The organism is Erysipelothrix aquatica, assembly GCF_009828825.1.
Classification (GTDB): Bacteria; Bacillota_I; Bacilli_A; order Erysipelotrichales; family Erysipelotrichaceae; genus Erysipelothrix; species Erysipelothrix aquatica_A.
In genome coordinates, this window is the sequence record NZ_WTTA01000001.1 from 599,576 (window position 1) to 618,090 (window position 18,515).

The window sequence follows — 18,515 nt, forward strand, 5'->3', positions numbered from 1 at the left end:
ATCAAAATTCCATGCTGTTGTCATGGCTTCATCCACAAACCATCCTCTAAAAGTATATCCAGGACGGCTTGGATCTAGCGGTTTGGTAACTTTCGCCCCTTTTGATAGCCCCACTTGACTTGTAACGACAGATCCACCATTACTGTTGAAGTTGACATCAAAAACTTCACTCACAGGATTTACTTCCCATTTTGCGTAAAGTGTCATATTATTCTCAACGCGATTGAGTGCAAAATCCCACTTTTGTGTCAATGCTTCATCAACGAACCACCCTTTAAAAGTAAATCCGGTCCGTGTTGTTTGTGGCATCGATAGTGTAGAACCTGCTACGATATCGAGAATGCTTTGTACTGCTGAACCGCCGTTCGTATTAAAACTTACTGCAAATTTTGGCTGCGCAATATTGACCATAAGATTTTCGATATCTTTTCGATTCGCAAAATCTTCGTTAGTATATAGACCACCTTCAAATGTATAATTTGCTTTTATGTCCGTCTCTTTGAGTTTAAATTGTTGAACAAATTCACGCGACTCTCCTGGCGCGATAATATCATAACCCGCTTCAGTAGCTATGGGTTTGACGAAAATTTCATCAATTAATTGCCAACTACTCTCTACTGGCACAAAGCCATTTGCTTTTTCATAAAGGTTAATGTTGGTAATGTTGTACGGACCCGTGTTTGTCACTGTATATTTGAGTGACAACGTTTTATCTACTGGGTTGAACGGCGTTTCAACTTCACGTGCTAATCCATAATTTGCAAAGTAAACATAACCAAACTTATTGTTCGCAGGCAAATCACTTTCTGGACTAAACGCACTAAATACAAAATATGGGTATGGTTTATCTGCACGTGGCTGTCCGTTATCTACGACTTTATAATTAAACTTGATCGGACCTGATGCCTTCATTGATTTGTATTGGGCACCATAAACACCATAATCGCTGCCTTCTTTTGTTGGGCGCACATAGACACGGTATCCATTCTTTGTAAAATTTTGCGTTAGTTCAACAAATTGATCACGGTTAACTATTGTATAATCTTCTCCGCTTAACCATGTTGTAAATTCGATACCATCAGATTGTCCAAAATCCATAATTTTAACAACTGCACCATAATGTTTGTTGTCTTCAGTTACAAATTCTAATTTTGGAAACTCGATACTTTGCAGTTCAATCGAACTATCTGTGGACTCAGAAAAGAAGTGAAACATCAATGCCTCACGATACATCCCTTGCATGTGAGTTTGAACATCTGTATCAAATTCAAAGTTATTGACCGAATATGTAAATTCATCTCCAACTTTGACAGATTTGGAAGATGTGCTGAGATTGAGGTCCGGATAGACTATTTTCTCTTGCACATCTGCATAAACTTCCATGCTTACACCACTCATTAGTAAAACAAGGGTGACAAAAAGACTCATTATTTTTTTCATATTATACCCCCCCGGTATGTTTTCATTATAGATTAATTTTATGTATTTGTGAATATTTTTACATAAAATTAAAATTAGGATAGCATTCTGCCCAATAAAAAAACCAATTCCACAATAAATTGCGAAATCGGTCTTGAAATATTATTTTTTAATTAAAGAAGTTTCCCAAAGTGGATTCGGTTCGATATCAAGTAAGTCGGCAACTGTTGCAGCGACGTTAGCGAGTCCATAATTACCGTCTTGTTTTAGTTCCACATCGCGGTTATAAACGATAAATGGTACTGGATTCAGACTGTGTGAAGTCTTCGCGTTTCCCTTTTTATCGAGCATTTCATCAGCATTACCATGGTCGGCAAGTACTATTAAAGTTGCATCATGTTTCTCAACAACTGGTAACAAACGACCGATTGCAAGATCAACTGCTTCAACAGAAATAATGGATGCAAGCATGTCTCCAGTGTGTCCAACCATATCACCATTAGGGAAGTTGAGACGAATGAAGTCATAGTTTCCACTTTGGATTGCAGCAATAACTTCATCGGTAATCTCTGCAGATTTCATCCAAGGACGTTGATCAAACGTAACATCATCACCTTTGATTTCAACAAATGTTTCAAGTGTTTCATCAAATTTATCAAGTTTGTTTCCATTCCAAAAATATGTAACGTGTCCATATTTTTGAGTTTCTGAAATTGCAAATGATGACTTGTTATTTGCAATGAGTGTTTCCGTTAATGTATTTGAAATACGTGGAGGTTCAACTAAGAAGTTCGCGGGAATTCCTAAATCTCCATCATATTGCAGCATACCTGCAAATTTTACATTAGGCACACGAACACGATCAAATTTATCAAATGACGCATCCCCTTCGAATGTTTTTGAAATTTCAAGCGCACGGTCACCACGGAAGTTGAAGAGAATTACAGAATCTCCATCAACAATTGGTGCTACAGCTTTTCCATCTTTACCAACAACCCATGCTGGAATATATTGGTCTGATAAGTTTGGATCTTCAGCACGGAAGTGTTCGATTGCAGCTTGTGCCGATTCAAACATTTCTGCTTCACCCAAGACATGAGTTTTCCAGCCACGTTCAACCATACCCCAGTCAGCATCATAACGGTCCATTGTAACCAGCATACGACCACCACCACTCGCGAATTCAGCGTGGAATGTGTCATCATTTAAAGCATCCATCACTGCTTGAATACGGTCAATATACACAAGTGCTGATTGCTGTTCAACATCACGACCATCTTGAAGTGCGTGTAATGCTAAATGTTTAACACCTGAATTTTTAGCTTCTTTAATTAATGCTTCGACATGGTTAACATGTGCGTGAACATTTCCATCTGATAATAACCCTAAAAGATGTAACGTATTGTTTTCGAGGGAATCTGTTAATAGATTCCATGCTTTTGATTCAAAAAGACTGCCATCTTCAATTGATTCATTAACAAGTTTCGCACCTTGTGAGAAAATTTGTCCTGATCCTAAAGCATTGTGACCTACTTCTGAGTTTCCCATATCTTCATCTGTTGGTAATCCAACTGCAAGACCATGAGCCTTTAATTCAATATTTGGTGAGCTTTCCATCAATTTGTCGAGGAATGGAGTATGTGCTTGAGCAACTGCGTTACCTTCAACTTGGTCTGTTAAACCAACACCATCCATGACAATTAAAACTACAGGTTTCTTATTCATAAAATCCTCCTACATACTGCTCTATTTTAGCATTTTTTTTAGGTGCTTGCTAGACCAAAGAAAAGCCTGTAAGCTACAGGCTAAAAGAATGCTAGAATTTCATCCATAGATGCTAGTATTTGTGAAGCACCATGTGTTTTTAACTCTTCAACAGCACGGAAACCCCATGCAACCCCGATTGGTGTCATGCCAGCATTTGCGGCAGTCTTCATATCGACATCACTATCACCAACAAAAAGAATTTCACTTGGGTCTACGCCCATTGTTTGTGCGATGGCCAATGGATAATGTGGGTTTGGTTTATGTTTGCCATCAAACTGATCACCAATCACGGCCACAAAATCAATTTCACCCAAGTAAGCCTTGACGATTCCATCTGTATATTCTTGTTTTTTGTTAGTCGCTATCGCTATTGGAACATTACGCTCATTCAACGTCTTTAATGTTGCTACAACGGTATCGTATGGCTCCGAATCATCCGCATAATGGTGCGCATAATCATCGAGAAAATCTTGAAGTAACCCTTCAAAATCACCATACCCTTCAGGCATGGAACGCTCTGCGAGTTTGGGTATACCATTACCCACAAATGTTTGATATGTTGCAAGCGTATGGGTCGGTAAACCACGCTTTTCGAGCGAACGGTTCATACTGTTTCCCATATCTGCGATGGTATTCATCAATGTCCCATCCAAGTCAAAAATTACTGCTGTATACATTTAATACTATGCCTCGATTCTAAAAATATGATTTTTATACAATGGCTTGTAACACTGTGTACTTGGTATTTGCTCGGTCCAATTTAGGAATGATTCAAGATTATGAATACTTTCCCCAAACTGCATTGGGAAAAAATACTTCGGTCTAAAACGCTTAATAACAGTTCGTGCACCTAAGTCATAGTCTTGCATCATTTCTGGATCAATTGAAAACATCATTAAATCGATTGTCTCAAAGCGATGGAGCGGAATCAAGGCATTCTCAAAGCGTTCAACAGCTGACTTGATTTGCCGTTGTGTTGAAAGTCGTGACCAATGCCAGTTATTCAAATCACCACCGTGAACAATTACACGATGCTTTTCTTCAATACAAAAATAGACACCCGAACGGGTCGCCTGATAAACATACACACGTGCATGACCCAAGTGAAGGATATCACCGGGCTCAACCTTTTGTACGTCAATTGAGCCTGTTACATTCTTTGTACCACCATAATAAACAGGCTTACGATATGCCAAAATGGAGTCACTAAACCGTTTCTCATCAGTGCTCGTCACAAAGAAATAGGTAGGCTTCTTACTAAATAAATAATGCGATGGTAATTGTCCCCCTACATAATCAAAAACATAAATACCAGACTCTGTTTCAACCGTATATCCACAATTATCTAAATATTCTACATTTAACATATATGTTACCCCCGACACACTAATTATAGCAAGAAAAAGGTGGCAAAAGCCACCTTTACGTTAATTGTGTTTGACCCGAGTACAACGATGCATAGCGACCACCCATAGCCACTAATTCATCGTGATCACCACGCTCAATAATCTCTCCATGTTCTAATACAATAATTGCATCCGAATTACGAACCGTTGACAGGCGGTGCGCAATAATGAAAGTTGTACGACCTTCCATTAAAGAATCCATTCCTTGTTCAATTAAACGTTCAGTTCGAGTATCAATGGATGATGTTGCTTCATCAAGGATTAAGATACTTGGGTTCGCAACCGCTGCTCGTGCAATATTGAGCAGTTGTTTTTGCCCTTGTGAAAGCTCAGAACCTGTACCACTGATTACAGTATTATAACCATGCTCTAAGGTTTGAATGAAATGATGCGCGTTCGCAAGTTTCGCTGCGTCGATACATTCTTCATCAGTTGCCTCAAGATTTCCATAACGAATATTCTCCATGATTGTTCCACTAAACAAGTGCGTATCTTGAAGTACCATTGCAATGTGCTTACGCAAACTATAACGGTTAATTTCTGAAATTTCTTGTCCATCTATGAGAATTCTTCCTGCATTGATTTCGTAGAATCTCGAGATCAAGTTTGTGATGGTTGTCTTACCAGCACCCGTTGACCCAACAAATGCGATTTTCTGGCCAGGATTTGCCCAAAAGGAAACATCCTTAAGAACAGGGACATCTGGATTATACCCAAATGTCACGTTCTCAAAACGCACGTCCCCAATAACATTATCCAAGATAACATCATCAGCATTCACCATTTCCTCAGTCCAATCAAGCAATTCAAAGATGCGTTCCGCTGACGCAATAGCAGATTGCAATGTTGTAAACTGACTCGAAATCTCATTGATTGGTTTTCCTTGTGTTCGTGTCATATTCACATAGGCACCAAGGTTTGCGACACTCAACATCCCATTGATCGATAACCATCCACCCGCAATCCCAATAATCGCATAACTGATTGTATTAATATTTTGCATTAATGGATAAATCATAATCGAGATAATCTGTGCGAACTGAGAATTCTTTCGATAAGCCTTATTCTTGACTTGGAAATCTTCACGCGCTTGCGCTTCATGGTTGAAAAGTTGCATCACCATTTGACCTTCCATCGTTTCCTCGATATAACCATTTAAATCACCCAGTGATTGTTGTTGTCGTTTCGAGTAAATTCGCGATTTCTTAATAATGACATTTGACATCAAACTTAACAACGGAATGATAACCAATGTTAGAACAGTCAAAATCGGACTCAACATAAACATAACGATGATTGTTCCAATCAATGTAAAGACATTGATGATAATGGAAGCAGCAGCGGTATTCAAACCTTCACCAACCAAATCAATATCGTTGGTGAAACGACTCATTAAATCGCCATGGGCATTCGCGTCATGGTGACTCACTTTCATTCGTAAGACATGTGAAAACATTTCCTTTCGAATTGTTTCCACCGTTCTCTGAGATATTTTTACCATCAAACGTGCAGACAAATACATTGTTGCAACTTCAATAGCAAAAATCACAGCCAACATTAGAATCTGAACCCCTAACTGCTCAATCATCATGTTACGGGTGATAACACCATTTAAAGCATTTTGAATAATTTGAATCATTGGTGAGATGGCATACGCACCATAGAGACCACCTAATGTCGATAAGACCGACGCAATGATAACTACTGTCAATAAGACTTTACTTTCGCCAAGGTATGAAATCAAACGCCCCAAAGTTTTCTTTTGATCTTTAGGCTTATGCTTACCGATAACTAAACTTTTTTGACTCATTACTCCATACCTCCTTTACTCATTTGACTGTGATAGATTTCTTGGTAAACAGTACATGATTCAAGTAGTTCATCATGTTTACCCAAACCAACAATACGGCCTTCATCCAATACCACGATTTTATCACTGTCAGCAACAGAACTGATTTTTTGAGCAATACTAATGACCGTGGTCTCACTATACATTTCGGCAATGGATGATTTGACAGTTTGTTCCGTCGCTGCATCCAATGCACTGGTACTGTCATCCAAAACAAGGATACGTGGATTCACCATTAACGCACGAGCGATACATAAACGTTGACGTTGTCCACCTGAAAAGTTCGTCCCACCTTGTTGTACAGGATAATCAAATCCTTGAGGATTTTCCTGAATAAACGAGTAGATTGAGCTTGCCTCAGTAGCGCGACGCATGTCCGCTTCAGTCCCATTTTCGTTACCAAGTCGTAAGTTTCCTCCGATTGTTCCAGTAAACAGGACATTCTTTTGCGGCACAAAGCCAAATTGACTACGCAAGAACGCCATATCCAGGTTTCTGATATCAACACCATCTAAAGTAATCTTTCCTTCAGAGACGTCGATTAAACGCGCCATGAGGTTAATTAGGGTAGACTTACCACTTCCCGTAGATCCAATAATTCCAATATGCTCACCCGGGTTAATATCTAGATTAATGTTATGAAGCACATTGTTCGCATCATCATAATAACGATACGACACATCTTCAAATCGAATATGTCCTTTAACATCATCTAATTGGTATGCGTCTGTAGCATTACGGATATCTGAATCAGTATCCAAAACTTCAGATAAACGAATGACTGAAGCTTTACTTCGTGATACCATCATCAGAACATTAGTAATCATCATCATAGAAAACATCGTAAATCGTAAATAGTTAATGAACACAAGCAAGTCTCCAACTTGAATCATATTTTGATCCACAATTAAGAATGCCGAAATCCAAACGATAAATAATGTTGCAAAGTGAACCGCACCCGTTAAGGCCGGGTTCATCACAATCATCAAATTCATTGCTGACACGTTCGCATCAAACAATTGTTTATTCTCTGTATCAAATCCGTCATCTTCAAAATCTTCACGAACAAATGATTTGATAACACGTATATTCATGAGTGACTCTTGAACCTTACGGTTCATATGGTCAACCATTTTCTGTAATTTTACAAATCGTGGGAACCCTGCTTTAATGACATAAATTAAAACAAGTGAGAGAAAAACAACAGCTCCGAGCATAACCCATGATAACTCTGGGCTAATGATGTATGTCAGGTATACTGTACTCACCAAGAATACCGGCGCCCTAACTAAAAGACGCAAACACATCATAAGTGTTCTTTGTAAAAAGTTAACGTCATTGGTTAAACGTGTAACAAGTGAAGACGTTTGAAACGTTGACATATTCTTAATTGAAAATGTCTGAATCCGTTTAAATAAATCTTCACGCAATCGTAATGCAAAGTTATTTGAGACTTGAGATGGAAACACAAGACCTAACATTGCCACTGCAGCTGCGAATAAAGCCAGCCCCATCATTTTGAGACCTACAGACAAAATAACATTAAAGTCCGATTGTGCAATCCCTACATCAATGATTTCAGCCATCAATTGTATTTGGTACAGTTCGATAAACGCAACCCCACCTACAAAGATAATTCCCAATATCGCAGCTGGAATTTCAGGTTTAAAATACTTAAAAAATTTCTTCATCGTTCCAACTCCTTTTCCAAATCATCTAACATAATTTTAAATGTAACAGCTAGGTCTTCACGTTGTAATTCTGACAGCGACTGAAAAAGCACCGTATCAATTCGTTCAAAGCCTTCTGTAAAATCTAGTACGAGCTGTTCTCCTTTGTCAGATAGAAATAGGTGCTTCTCCCTACGATCTGACTCACTTACTGCTCTTTTAATGTAACCAACCGCTTCGAGTCGTTTCACAGTCACTGATACGGACTCTTTCGATACGTTTAAGATTTCAACAAGTTCTTTTTGCGTAATTCCCGGATTACGTTTCAAAGTCGATAAAAATCGTGGTTGTCCAATATAGAGATCGTAATCATCTAAATAGTTTTGAACAACTGCACGATGTTTTGATGTCACTTGTCTGAAAAGCGTAATTAGTTGGTTTTCCATACTATCTCTCCTTAATTAGTTAGTCGACTAACTAATTATAACATAGTCACTTTCCGTTTCAACCTATAATGCTCGAATAAAGAAAAAGCGTCCCATGGACGCTTTTTGATTATTGTGTAGCAAGTTCTGCTCGGTAAGCAGCAACTTCTTCTTCATTAGCCCAAACAAAATGTCCAGGAAGAATTTCTACGAAAGATGGTTTTGACGTTTCATAATTGTGCATATCGTCATTATAGATGATTAGCTTTTTATTACGTTCAACTTGTGGATCCGGAACCGGAACCGCAGAAAGCAATGATTTCGTATATGGGTGAATTGGGTTACGGAACAATTCTTCTGTTTCTGCTAACTCAACGATAACTCCATGATGAATAACGGCAATGCGATCTGCAATAAATCGAACAACAGATAAATCATGCGCAACAAATAGGTATGTGAGCGATTTATCCTCTTGAAGTTCTTTCAGAAGGTTTAGAACCTGTGCACGAATTGATACATCAAGAGCCGAAATTGGTTCATCAGCAATCACAAATTTAGGTTCCATAACAAGCGCACGGGCAATACCAATACGTTGACGTTGTCCACCTGAAAATTCATGTGGGTAACGTGTCAAGTGTTCTGGAAGCAAACCTACGCGTTGAATGATATTTTCAACCTTCTCAATCCGATCTTCTTCATTTTTATAGAGTTTAAAGTTATGAAGTCCTTCCGAGACAATGTAGTCTACAGTAGCACGTTCATTTAAAGACGCTGCTGGATCTTGAAAAATCATTTGAACATTTTTAATGATGTTCTCACGATCTTTCTTCGCCATTTTACGCTTAATTTGAAGATCTTCAAATTGAATCTCACCATCAGCAATTTCGTTGATTCCAACAATGGTACGACCAATCGTCGTTTTTCCCGATCCGGATTCACCAACAAGCGCAAATGTTTCACCACGATAAATATCGAAGCTAACTTTATTTACAGCGGTAAATACATTTTTACCACTACCGAATTGAACAACAAGGTCCTTAATCGATACAATAACATCTTTATCTTTAGACATTTGTTGATTCCTCCTCAGTATGCATATGTTTTGATTTATTCATGCTTTCAATTTTCAAAATCTTATTATGTAAGTCACGAATAACTTCAGGTTTCTCAACTTTCGGAGCACGATCGTCACACAACCATGTTCGTGCGAAATGAGTATCAGATAGTTGGAAACGTGGTGGTTCTTCTTCAAAATCAATTTGCATCGCAAATGGATTACGTGGTGCAAAAGCGTCACCCACAACTTCATTATAAAGTGATGGTGGTGTTCCTGTAATGGAGAAGAGTTTTTCACCTTTAACACCTAATTGTGGTAATGATGATAATAATGACCATGTGTAAGGGTGGCGACTGTCATAGAAAATTTCTTCAACCGTACCGTATTCTACAATCTGTCCTGAATACATAACAGCTACTTTGTCCGCAACTGATGCAACAACGCCTAGATCATGCGTAATATAGATAGTTGTAAATCCATAGTCTTTTTGTAAATCTTTGATGAGTTCAAGAATTTGAGCTTGAATGGTAACATCCAATGCTGTTGTTGGTTCATCACAAATTAAAATATTTGGACGACATGCCAATGCAATAGCAATAACGATACGTTGACGCATCCCACCTGAATATTGGAAAGGATAATCATCAAAACGTTTCTCTGCCATTGGAATTCCCGTACGCTTCATTAAACTGATAGCTTCGGCTTTGGCTTCCACTTTCGACATCCCTTGGTGTTTGATAATTACTTCCGTAATTTGAGAACCAATGGTACGAATTGGGTTCAATGATGTCATTGGATCTTGGAAAACAGTCGCAATTTTTGCACCACGAATGGATTCCCATTCTTTGTCTGATTTAATGTCTGTAAGAACAATGTCGTTATAGCTAATTTTACCAGATGATATATATCCGTTGGATTCTAACATTCCCGTAAAGGTTTTCGTTAAAACCGATTTTCCTGATCCTGATTCACCAACAATCGCGAGCGTTTCATTCTCAAAAATATCAATTGAAAGGTTGCGAATCGCAGTTAACTCACGATCACGAACCTTAAACTTTACGACGACATCTTCTACTTTAAGTATAGTCTTGTTCATAATGCACCGCCTTACATGTGTGTTCTTGGATCTGAGGCATCAGCAAGTGTTTGTCCAACAATATAGAGTGAGACAGACACAAGCGCTAAAACTCCTACAGGAATCCAGAACAAATATGGATGAGTTGTCATACTTGATGTATATGTTGAAATAATACGACCAAGTGATGGGATGTTCGCTCCAAGTCCAACACCAATATAGGAAAGGAATACCTCACTAGAGATGAAAGCTGGAAGAGAACGAGACATTTGCGTTACGATAACTGAAATTAAGTAAGGCAAAATGTTCTTTTGAATAACACGATGAAGTGGTGTTCCTAATGTTTGGGATGCAAGGTTGTATTCTCGATCACGCATAATCATAACCTGAATACGAATGCTATATGCCGTACCGACCCAACTGGTGATACACATCGCAAATAGGAGATTCCAGAAACCTGAACCCATAGCATATGAAATAACGATTACAATTAAAATGTATGGAACGTTACTTACAACGTTATATACTTCAATCATGATACGGTCTAAATGTTTTGAATAACCCCACACAGCTCCAACAGTGATACCTACAACAAATGTAAACAGTGTTGCGAGTAATCCGATTGAAAGTGATGTCTTAGCACCTGCCCAAACGGCATCAAAGAGTGAGTGACCATTTCCATCAGTTCCAAACCAGTATTGGAATGATGGCCATTGGTAACGAGCACCTATATCATTAATATTTGATGTATCCATGAAATCATATCCGGAGAACGTCGGTTGAATAAATGACATAAGTAGTGTTAACGCCAATACAATAAGCATCGTAACGGCTACTTTATTGCTAATAAATTTACGCCAAACGGAATTCCAATAGGAGTAGCGTGGAGCATCAATACGTTCTGACGCTAAGGCATCAAGTTTAACGAATTGAAATCTTTCGTCTGCTATTTTTTGCATGCTATTTTCCTCCCTTTGTATCTAGTTTGATTCGTGGGTCAACTTTAGTTAACAGAATATCCCCAAGGAGTACTGAAATAATTGACATTGTTGTAAAGATAAATACGAGACCAATAACGATCGCATTATTATGTTGCAATATCGCATCAGGTAACATTTTACCCATACCTGGCATCGCAAATACTTGCTCAGTAATTGTTGCTCCTGCAATTGCACCGATAACTGATGCTGGAATACCAGCTGTAATTGGAATAATTGCATTTTTGAAAATATGATTTTTAGAGATTTCTTTATCAGAAAGACCTTTCGCTTTCGCAAATTTAACATAGTCTGCGGATTGTTGATCAATCATATAACGACGAATCCACATCATAATTCCAGAAACTGAAAGAAGTGCAAGAATAATCGTAGGCATTACATATGAAAGTGGATTAGAAGGTCCTAGAGTTGGGAAGTTTTCAGGCATCCCAAAGAATGACGATCCAATCATACGGAAGAAGTAAACTGAAGCTAAACTCGGTACCGAAATTAAAACAGTAATGATTGCAACACCAAAACGGTCCACAAACATTCCTTTTTTACGTGCCATTACGACACCTGCTGGAACCGCAATTGCATAGGCTAGGATAACTGACATAACTCCAGTAATAAATGACATACTTAACATAGATGGTGCATCATTTATTGAAAGGCAGTCTGCATAGTTATCATTAAAGTTTTCCTTATCAAGTCGATCTAATCGATCAGAAGGACGGTATTTACATGTTCCAAAATCCAGTGCTGAACTTCCTGTTTTGCCAGTTTCAAAAGTAACTTGTCGCGACACAGGTGAACCTTGAGATCCCCCAATAACTTGGGTTACCTCTTGACCTTTATATGTCGGATATGCTTTCCCCAAGTTTATTTTGATAAAGTTTTGGTGAATAAATGGAAATGATCCGTTGATATAGACTTGGTTCTTACTTTCACAGCCCTCACATGTGATAGCTAAACCGACGTTTTCGTTCATTGATAATCCTAATCCACGAGACATGTCTGGATTCGAAGCGTCTTGAACTCTCCATGGATGATCAATTTGCAAGAATGATCCGTAAAAACGGACAACTTTTTCTAGTGTAGGTATTTCTCGTGTTGCGTAAGCTTTTCCGGACATAGGCATATTACTTACAACCCATTTCGAATTTTCTTGTGCCCAAGCATCGATATATTGTTTTCCATTTCCATCAACACAATCTGTATACTCTGCATCGTTTGAAGTTGCAGCTGTACAAAGTTGTGATGGATTATAGTAATCCAAATAACCGTTGCTTTGATATGTGACATTTTCATAGTCTAAAAGTTCATCTGGTTGTGCTTTCAATTTTGTATATGTAGGATCTGAGACAAAAATATCTTGACGTGGAACTAGCGTATATACAAGAACGAAAGCAATAGTTGTTACGATAAGAATCGAAAGAATTGAACGCAGAATACGTTGCAATACATATTTTTTCATTGCTTTACCTCCTTAGCGCCACAAAATGAGGGTTAAAAATCTTAACCCTCACCTTACGGCTGTTTAAATGTATTTAAAATTTGTTATTTTGCTTTGAGACGTTCTGCATCCCATGATTTCTTAGCTTCATCGTATTGTGCAGCTGTAACAGGTTCTTTTTGGACTTTCATGAACTTGAATCGGTTTGTTGATAAACCTGACCAACCCCATGTTCGTGAATAAGGAACTGTTGTTGTAACACTTGGTGTACCACCTTGTGCATAGATAGGGATGAATAACATTTCATTATTTAACCAAGCTTCTGCTTTGGCAAATTCTTTGAAACGTGCTTCTGGGCTATCTGTAATTGCTGTTGCTGCATCGAGTAATGCGTCGTATTCTTCAAGTTTAACTGCTTTAATTGCGTCAACTGAACTTGCATTTCCATTAGGATTTGTTGATCCATCTAATCCAAGAACTTGAAGTACATCACCGTTACGTGAGTTGAAAATATTCAAGTAAGTAATTGGATCAAGGAAGTCTGGACCCCATCCTGATGCTGTTGAGAGGTCGAAGTCTGATTGAGCACCTGACTCTGCAAAGTATGTAGCATTGTAGTATGGATCTTTATCAAGCAATTGTAAATCAATTTGAACATTTTCTGCACCTAGTGATGCTTCAATTGATTGTTTAAGTGATTTAGCCATATTTACTTGAATTTCGCTTGTTTGTAATACAGGAACATCGATACGAATTGGGAAAGTTACACCTGGTAACTCCGCTTTAGCTTTTTCTAATAAACCTTTAGCCACTTCTGGATTGTAAAGTCCATCATGTCCGTCAGCAATATCGAAGTCTTTGTATAGTTCTGCATCCAATGCTTGCATTTCAGCTGTAACAAGTTGTCCATAGTCATGACCTGGAACTGATACAAATGAAGGTGGAATTAAAGTGTTACGCAAAGCAACTGACTTCAAATCATCTCCAACTGATTGTGCGTTGTATGAACCACGATCAAACGCATGACCAATAGCTTGACGGAAGTTACGGTTTTGAATTGCTGTTTGTGTATCCGCTTTTTCTTGATCTGTTGTTTTACTTGTGTGGTTGTATGATGCACGGTTAACATTAAATGTAGCATAGAATGTTGTACCATTTGTATCAGAAGTAATGATGTTTTCACCATATTTCTCTTTTACTTGTGCATATCCAGGTGAGTTAGGGTAAACACGTGCTGTTGTTAATTCACCTTTTTCCATACGGTTGATGAATTCATCAGGTTTTTTACCATCATCATAGATAAGTTTAACTTCATCTAAGAAGACATTTTTCTCATCCCAGTATGCTTTATTTTTTTCATAACGAATTTCTGATTTTGCTGTATTGTTTACAAGAACAAATGGTCCGTTATAAAGAATTGATGATGGATCCGCTCCACCAAATGCATCACCTTGGTTTTTCAAGAATTCTGCATTAATTGGGTATAAGATACCGTAAACAAGTTTTGATTGCCAAAATGTTTCTGGTTGGTTCAATGTAACTTCAAGTGTGTAATCATCAAGTGCTTTCATACCTACTGATTCAATACCTAAAGCCGGATTTTCACGGAACTCTGCAAGTCCTTTGATACTTCCAATAACGATTGGGAGTGTTTGTGAGTTTTCAAGAACAGCATGTTCAATACCAGTTACCCAGTCTTGAGCTTTAACCTCTGCATATTCGTCCCCTGTGTTTGTGACCCATTTTACTCCTTGTCGAATTTTATAAGTATAGACAAGGCCATCGTCTGAAACTGTATGTGATTCAGCTAATGCTGGCACAAAGTTTCCATAAGGGTCATTTTCATATAATCCATCTACAAAGTTACCAAAGTGGTCACCATCTGTAGCTTTCATTGATACTGTATAATCCAACATGTTCAAGTCTGTTGTATATACATATGAGTATTTATTAGACAGTTCGGCTGAGCCACCGCCTTTTGATTGTCCACAACCTGTGAGAACCAAAAGAACTGCTAATGAAAGTGCAAATATCTTTTTCATTACTTCTTCCTCCTTATTTACAAGTAAATACCTACGTGACTTACTGTATGTTTGTAATTATATAGCATTTCATATAATTGTCAATTGATTTTTCATAGATTACACAAATAATTGAAAAAGTTTTGTAAATTCATGAAAATTGTTTCATTTTTGGTTACATTCACTGAGAGATAGCCTTTAAATTGCTTTTTATACCTGAAAATCAATATAATGTGAGCTTATGAATAACTATTAAACATTTGAATTTGCTGCCCGTTTTGCAGAACGTGACCCATTCTCTGAAAATTGTTTCAGAATATAAAAAAACCCGCAATTTTGCGGGTTTTCATGATTAGATATGAATTGGTAATCCTAGTGACAATTCTGATGCATCCATGATTGTCTCTGACAATGTAGGGTGAGCATGAATTGTTAATGATAAATCTTCAACATTCATACGCGCTTCAACAGCTAATCCAATTTCAGCAATGATATCAGATGCTCCAACACCAGCAACTTGACCACCTAATAGTAATCCTGTTTCTTTGTCTGAGATCAAACGAACGAAACCTTCTGTTGCATTCAATGAGAGTGCACGACCATTTGCTCCAAATGGGAACTTAGAAACTTTAACAACAAGTCCTTGCTCTTTAGCTTCTTTTTCTGTTAAACCAACTGTTGCGAGTTCTGGGTCTGTAAAGCAGACTGCAGGAATTGCAACGTAGTCAACAGCTGATGGATGTCCTGAAATTGCTTCAGCAGCAACTTTAGCTTCGTATGAAGCTTTGTGAGCTAATGCTGCTCCAGGAACTACATCTCCGATCGCGAAGATATGACTTTGGCTTGTACGGCCTTGGTTGTCTACAGGGATTAATCCACGTTCGCCAACTTCAACACCAGCTACTGTTAAGCTTAACTCATCAGTATTTGGACGACGTCCAACAGTTACTAATACGTAATCAGCTTCGATTGTTACATCTTTTCCGTCTACTGCATAGGTAATTGCTACTGCATCATCGAGCTCTTTAGCTTCTTTAGCCATTGCATTTGTTACGATATTAACATTTTTTGATTTAAACTCAGTTTCAACAAGTTTGATCATGTCTTTATCGAATTGAGGAAGAATTGATGGACCACCTTCTAAGATTGTGATCTCAGTTCCTAAGTTTGCATAAACACCTGCTAACTCACTTCCGATGTAACCACCACCGATGACAACAAGGCGTTTTGGAATTTCTTTTAAGTTCAATCCACCTGTTGAATCAAGGACGCGTTTGCCATATTTGAAACCTTTGATTTCAATAGGACGGCTTCCTGTTGCAATGATTGCATTTTTAAATGTATATGATTGTGCATCATCTCCGTTAACAACACGTAATTGATGTGTGTCATTGAAGAATGCTGTCCCACGAATGATTTCTACTTTGTTCTTTTTAAGAAGCATTTCGACTCCAGATGTAAGTTGTTTAACAACTTTAGTATCTTTCCATGCTTGAGTTGCTGCGAAATCAATTGTTACATTGTCTGCTGAGATACCGAATGCTTTTGAATCTAATGATTCACGGTAACGGTGGCCTGCATTGATCAATGCTTTTGATGGAATACATCCGACGTTTAAGCAAACGCCGCCGATGTATTCTTTTTCAATAATTGCTACTTTTTGTCCAAGTTGTGCTGCACGAATAGCTGCAACATATCCACCAGGACCTGAACCGATAACTACTGTTTCGAGTTCTAATGCTAAATCTCCAACTACCATATTTTATCTCCGTCCTTCTATTATGATTCCATTAAGAGAAGCTCTGGATTGCTCAAGAGGCGTTTCACTTCGTTCATCGCCATTTGAGCTGTCATACCATCGATAATACGGTGGTCAAAGCTTAATGATAACGCTAGTACATTACCAACACCAAGTGTTCCATCTTCAAGAACAACTGGTTTCTTGTCGATACGGCCGATACCTAAGATTGCAACTTCTGGGAAGTTGATAATTGGTGTAAACCATAATCCACGTGCTGATCCAATATTAGAGATTGTAATTGTACCATCTCGCATATCAGGTCCTGCAAGTTTGTTGTCGTTTGCTGCTGCTGCAAGTTCTGTAATTTCTTTAGCAATTGTAAAGATACCTTTTGAATCTGCATTTTTTACGTTAGGAACGTACAGTCCGTGCGGTGTATCGGCAGCAAATCCGATATTGTAGTAGTTTTTGTAAACAATTTCGTTTGTTTTGTCATCAACACTACTGTTGAGAACAGGGTATTTACGAACAACTGCAACTAAAGCTTTCACAACGTAAGGTAAGAATGTAAGTTTAACATCTTGTGATGCTGCAACATCTTTAAATTTCTTACGGTGGTTAACAAGTGCTGTTACATCCACTTCGTCAAAAATTGTAACGTGTGGTGCTTCTTTCTTACTTGTAACCATTGCTTTAGCGATTGCACGACGTGTTGGTGTCATTGCCTCGCGAGTTACTTCACCTTTAGGTGCTGCAACTGCTGCTTTAGCTACTGGAGCTGCTGCTTTTTCTTCTTTGATTGATTCTGGTGCGAATGATGCTGTTTCTGTTGCTGCTGCAACTGGTGCACCACCTGCTAAGAATGCATCAACATCTGATTTACGGATATGTCCGTGTTTACCGGATGCTGAAACTTGTGTTAAGTCAACCCCTTTTGAACGTGCATATGAACGTACTGAAGGCATTGCGAGTACACGGTTAGCAATTGTATTACCTGCATGTTGAACACCATTTGATGCTGGTGCTGCTTGAGCTGCTACTGCTGGAGCCGCTGCTTGAGCAGCTGATGCAGATCCGCCTGTTGTTGAAATTTCAACCAAAGCGTCACCAACTGTTGAGACAGTTCCTGGTGTGACATGAATTTTTGCAATTGTTCCAGATACTGGAGCTGGAATTTCTTGAACAAGTTTATCATTTTGAATTTCAAGTAATGGTTGATCTTCTGAGATAGTATCTCCTTCTTTAACAAACCATTGTACGATTTCACCTTCCGCAATTCCTTCTCCAACATCGGGCATGTTGAATACAAAATTAGCTGATGCAGCTGGTGCTGCGGCAGGTGCTGCGGCTACTGGAGCTGCTGTTTCTGCTGGTGTTTCAGCGGCTGGAGCGCCACCTTCTACTGCGAATTCAACAAGGTCGTCACCGACTGTTGAAACGGTTCCTGGTTCTACAAGAATTTTTGTAATTTTTCCTGAAACAGGTGATGGAATTTCTTGAACGAGTTTATCGTTTTGGATTTCTAATAAAGGTTGATCTTCTGAAATAGTATCTCCCTCTTTAACAAACCATTGTACGATTTCACCTTCTGCGATCCCTTCACCAACATCAGGCATTTTAAATTTGAATGACATATTATTTGGCCTCCTCTA

Annotated in this window: 14 protein-coding genes; all 14 read right to left on the bottom strand. The window is 38.4% G+C overall.

The window, feature by feature from the left end; translation table 11 throughout:
* Positions 1–1,440 (bottom strand): InlB B-repeat-containing protein (locus GVV22_RS02910; protein WP_201290681.1); only part of this gene is annotated, 1,440 nt, incomplete at its 3' end.
* A gap of 141 nt (positions 1,441–1,581) precedes the next feature.
* Positions 1,582–3,144, bottom strand: coding sequence for a 2,3-bisphosphoglycerate-independent phosphoglycerate mutase (gene gpmI / locus GVV22_RS02915; protein WP_159648670.1), 1,563 nt, complete (start codon positions 3,142–3,144; stop codon positions 1,582–1,584).
* An 80-nt stretch (positions 3,145–3,224) separates the two neighbouring features.
* Positions 3,225–3,863: an HAD family hydrolase gene (locus GVV22_RS02920; RefSeq protein WP_159648671.1), complete on the bottom strand. Its 639-nt coding sequence runs from the start codon at positions 3,861–3,863 to the stop codon at positions 3,225–3,227.
* 6 nt (positions 3,864–3,869) lie between these two features.
* Positions 3,870–4,553 carry a metal-dependent hydrolase gene (locus GVV22_RS02925; protein ID WP_159648672.1) on the bottom strand — a complete coding sequence of 228 codons (684 nt, stop codon included), beginning with the start codon at positions 4,551–4,553 and terminating at the stop codon, positions 3,870–3,872.
* Between the two features lie 55 nt (positions 4,554–4,608).
* Positions 4,609–6,402, bottom strand: a complete 1,794-nt coding sequence (locus tag GVV22_RS02930) for an ABC transporter ATP-binding protein (protein ID WP_159648673.1) — start codon at positions 6,400–6,402, stop codon at positions 4,609–4,611.
* A complete protein-coding gene (locus GVV22_RS02935; protein ID WP_159648674.1) occupies positions 6,402–8,132 on the bottom strand; it encodes an ABC transporter ATP-binding protein in 1,731 nt (576 codons plus the stop codon). The genes GVV22_RS02930 and GVV22_RS02935 overlap by 1 nt, the downstream gene beginning before the upstream one ends.
* Complete coding sequence (locus GVV22_RS02940) at positions 8,129–8,557, bottom strand: MarR family winged helix-turn-helix transcriptional regulator (RefSeq protein WP_159648675.1); 429 nt, start codon at positions 8,555–8,557, stop codon at positions 8,129–8,131. Before GVV22_RS02940 ends, GVV22_RS02935 begins: the two co-directional genes overlap by 4 nt.
* A gap of 109 nt (positions 8,558–8,666) precedes the next feature.
* On the bottom strand, positions 8,667–9,608 hold the full coding sequence (locus GVV22_RS02945) for an ATP-binding cassette domain-containing protein (protein WP_159648676.1): 942 nt from the start codon (positions 9,606–9,608) through the stop codon (positions 8,667–8,669).
* Complete coding sequence (locus GVV22_RS02950) at positions 9,601–10,689, bottom strand: ABC transporter ATP-binding protein (RefSeq protein WP_159648677.1); 1,089 nt, start codon at positions 10,687–10,689, stop codon at positions 9,601–9,603. Before GVV22_RS02950 ends, GVV22_RS02945 begins: the two co-directional genes overlap by 8 nt.
* A gap of 11 nt (positions 10,690–10,700) precedes the next feature.
* Positions 10,701–11,627, bottom strand: a complete 927-nt coding sequence (gene oppC, locus GVV22_RS02955) for an oligopeptide ABC transporter permease OppC (protein WP_159648678.1) — start codon at positions 11,625–11,627, stop codon at positions 10,701–10,703.
* 1 nt (position 11,628) lies between these two features.
* Positions 11,629–13,122 (bottom strand): ABC transporter permease, encoded by a 1,494-nt coding sequence (locus tag GVV22_RS02960; RefSeq protein ID WP_159648679.1) that lies wholly within the window; start codon positions 13,120–13,122, stop codon positions 11,629–11,631.
* Between the two features lie 83 nt (positions 13,123–13,205).
* On the bottom strand, positions 13,206–15,143 hold the full coding sequence (locus GVV22_RS02965) for a peptide ABC transporter substrate-binding protein (protein ID WP_159648680.1): 1,938 nt from the start codon (positions 15,141–15,143) through the stop codon (positions 13,206–13,208).
* Positions 15,144–15,474: 331 nt separating this feature from the next.
* The gene (gene lpdA / locus GVV22_RS02970) at positions 15,475–16,881 is read right to left on the bottom strand and encodes a dihydrolipoyl dehydrogenase (protein ID WP_159648681.1); all 1,407 of its coding nucleotides are present in this window, start codon (positions 16,879–16,881) and stop codon (positions 15,475–15,477) included.
* A gap of 20 nt (positions 16,882–16,901) precedes the next feature.
* Complete coding sequence (locus GVV22_RS02975; RefSeq protein ID WP_159648682.1) at positions 16,902–18,497, bottom strand: 2-oxo acid dehydrogenase subunit E2; 1,596 nt, start codon at positions 18,495–18,497, stop codon at positions 16,902–16,904.
* Positions 18,498–18,515 lie beyond the last annotated feature (18 nt).

Coding starts and splice junctions, on each gene's coding strand:
- gpmI (WP_159648670.1), bottom strand. CDS start 3,144: ATGAATAAGAAACCTGTAGTTTTAATTGTCATGGATGGTGTTGGTTTA.
- GVV22_RS02920 (WP_159648671.1), bottom strand. CDS start 3,863: ATGTATACAGCAGTAATTTTTGACTTGGATGGGACATTGATGAATACC.
- GVV22_RS02925 (WP_159648672.1), bottom strand. CDS start 4,553: ATGTTAAATGTAGAATATTTAGATAATTGTGGATATACGGTTGAAACA.
- GVV22_RS02930 (WP_159648673.1), bottom strand. CDS start 6,402: ATGAGTCAAAAAAGTTTAGTTATCGGTAAGCATAAGCCTAAAGATCAA.
- GVV22_RS02935 (WP_159648674.1), bottom strand. CDS start 8,132: ATGAAGAAATTTTTTAAGTATTTTAAACCTGAAATTCCAGCTGCGATA.
- GVV22_RS02940 (WP_159648675.1), bottom strand. CDS start 8,557: ATGGAAAACCAACTAATTACGCTTTTCAGACAAGTGACATCAAAACAT.
- GVV22_RS02945 (WP_159648676.1), bottom strand. CDS start 9,608: ATGTCTAAAGATAAAGATGTTATTGTATCGATTAAGGACCTTGTTGTT.
- GVV22_RS02950 (WP_159648677.1), bottom strand. CDS start 10,689: ATGAACAAGACTATACTTAAAGTAGAAGATGTCGTCGTAAAGTTTAAG.
- oppC (WP_159648678.1), bottom strand. CDS start 11,627: ATGCAAAAAATAGCAGACGAAAGATTTCAATTCGTTAAACTTGATGCC.
- GVV22_RS02960 (WP_159648679.1), bottom strand. CDS start 13,122: ATGAAAAAATATGTATTGCAACGTATTCTGCGTTCAATTCTTTCGATT.
- GVV22_RS02965 (WP_159648680.1), bottom strand. CDS start 15,143: ATGAAAAAGATATTTGCACTTTCATTAGCAGTTCTTTTGGTTCTCACA.
- lpdA (WP_159648681.1), bottom strand. CDS start 16,881: ATGGTAGTTGGAGATTTAGCATTAGAACTCGAAACAGTAGTTATCGGT.
- GVV22_RS02975 (WP_159648682.1), bottom strand. CDS start 18,497: ATGTCATTCAAATTTAAAATGCCTGATGTTGGTGAAGGGATCGCAGAA.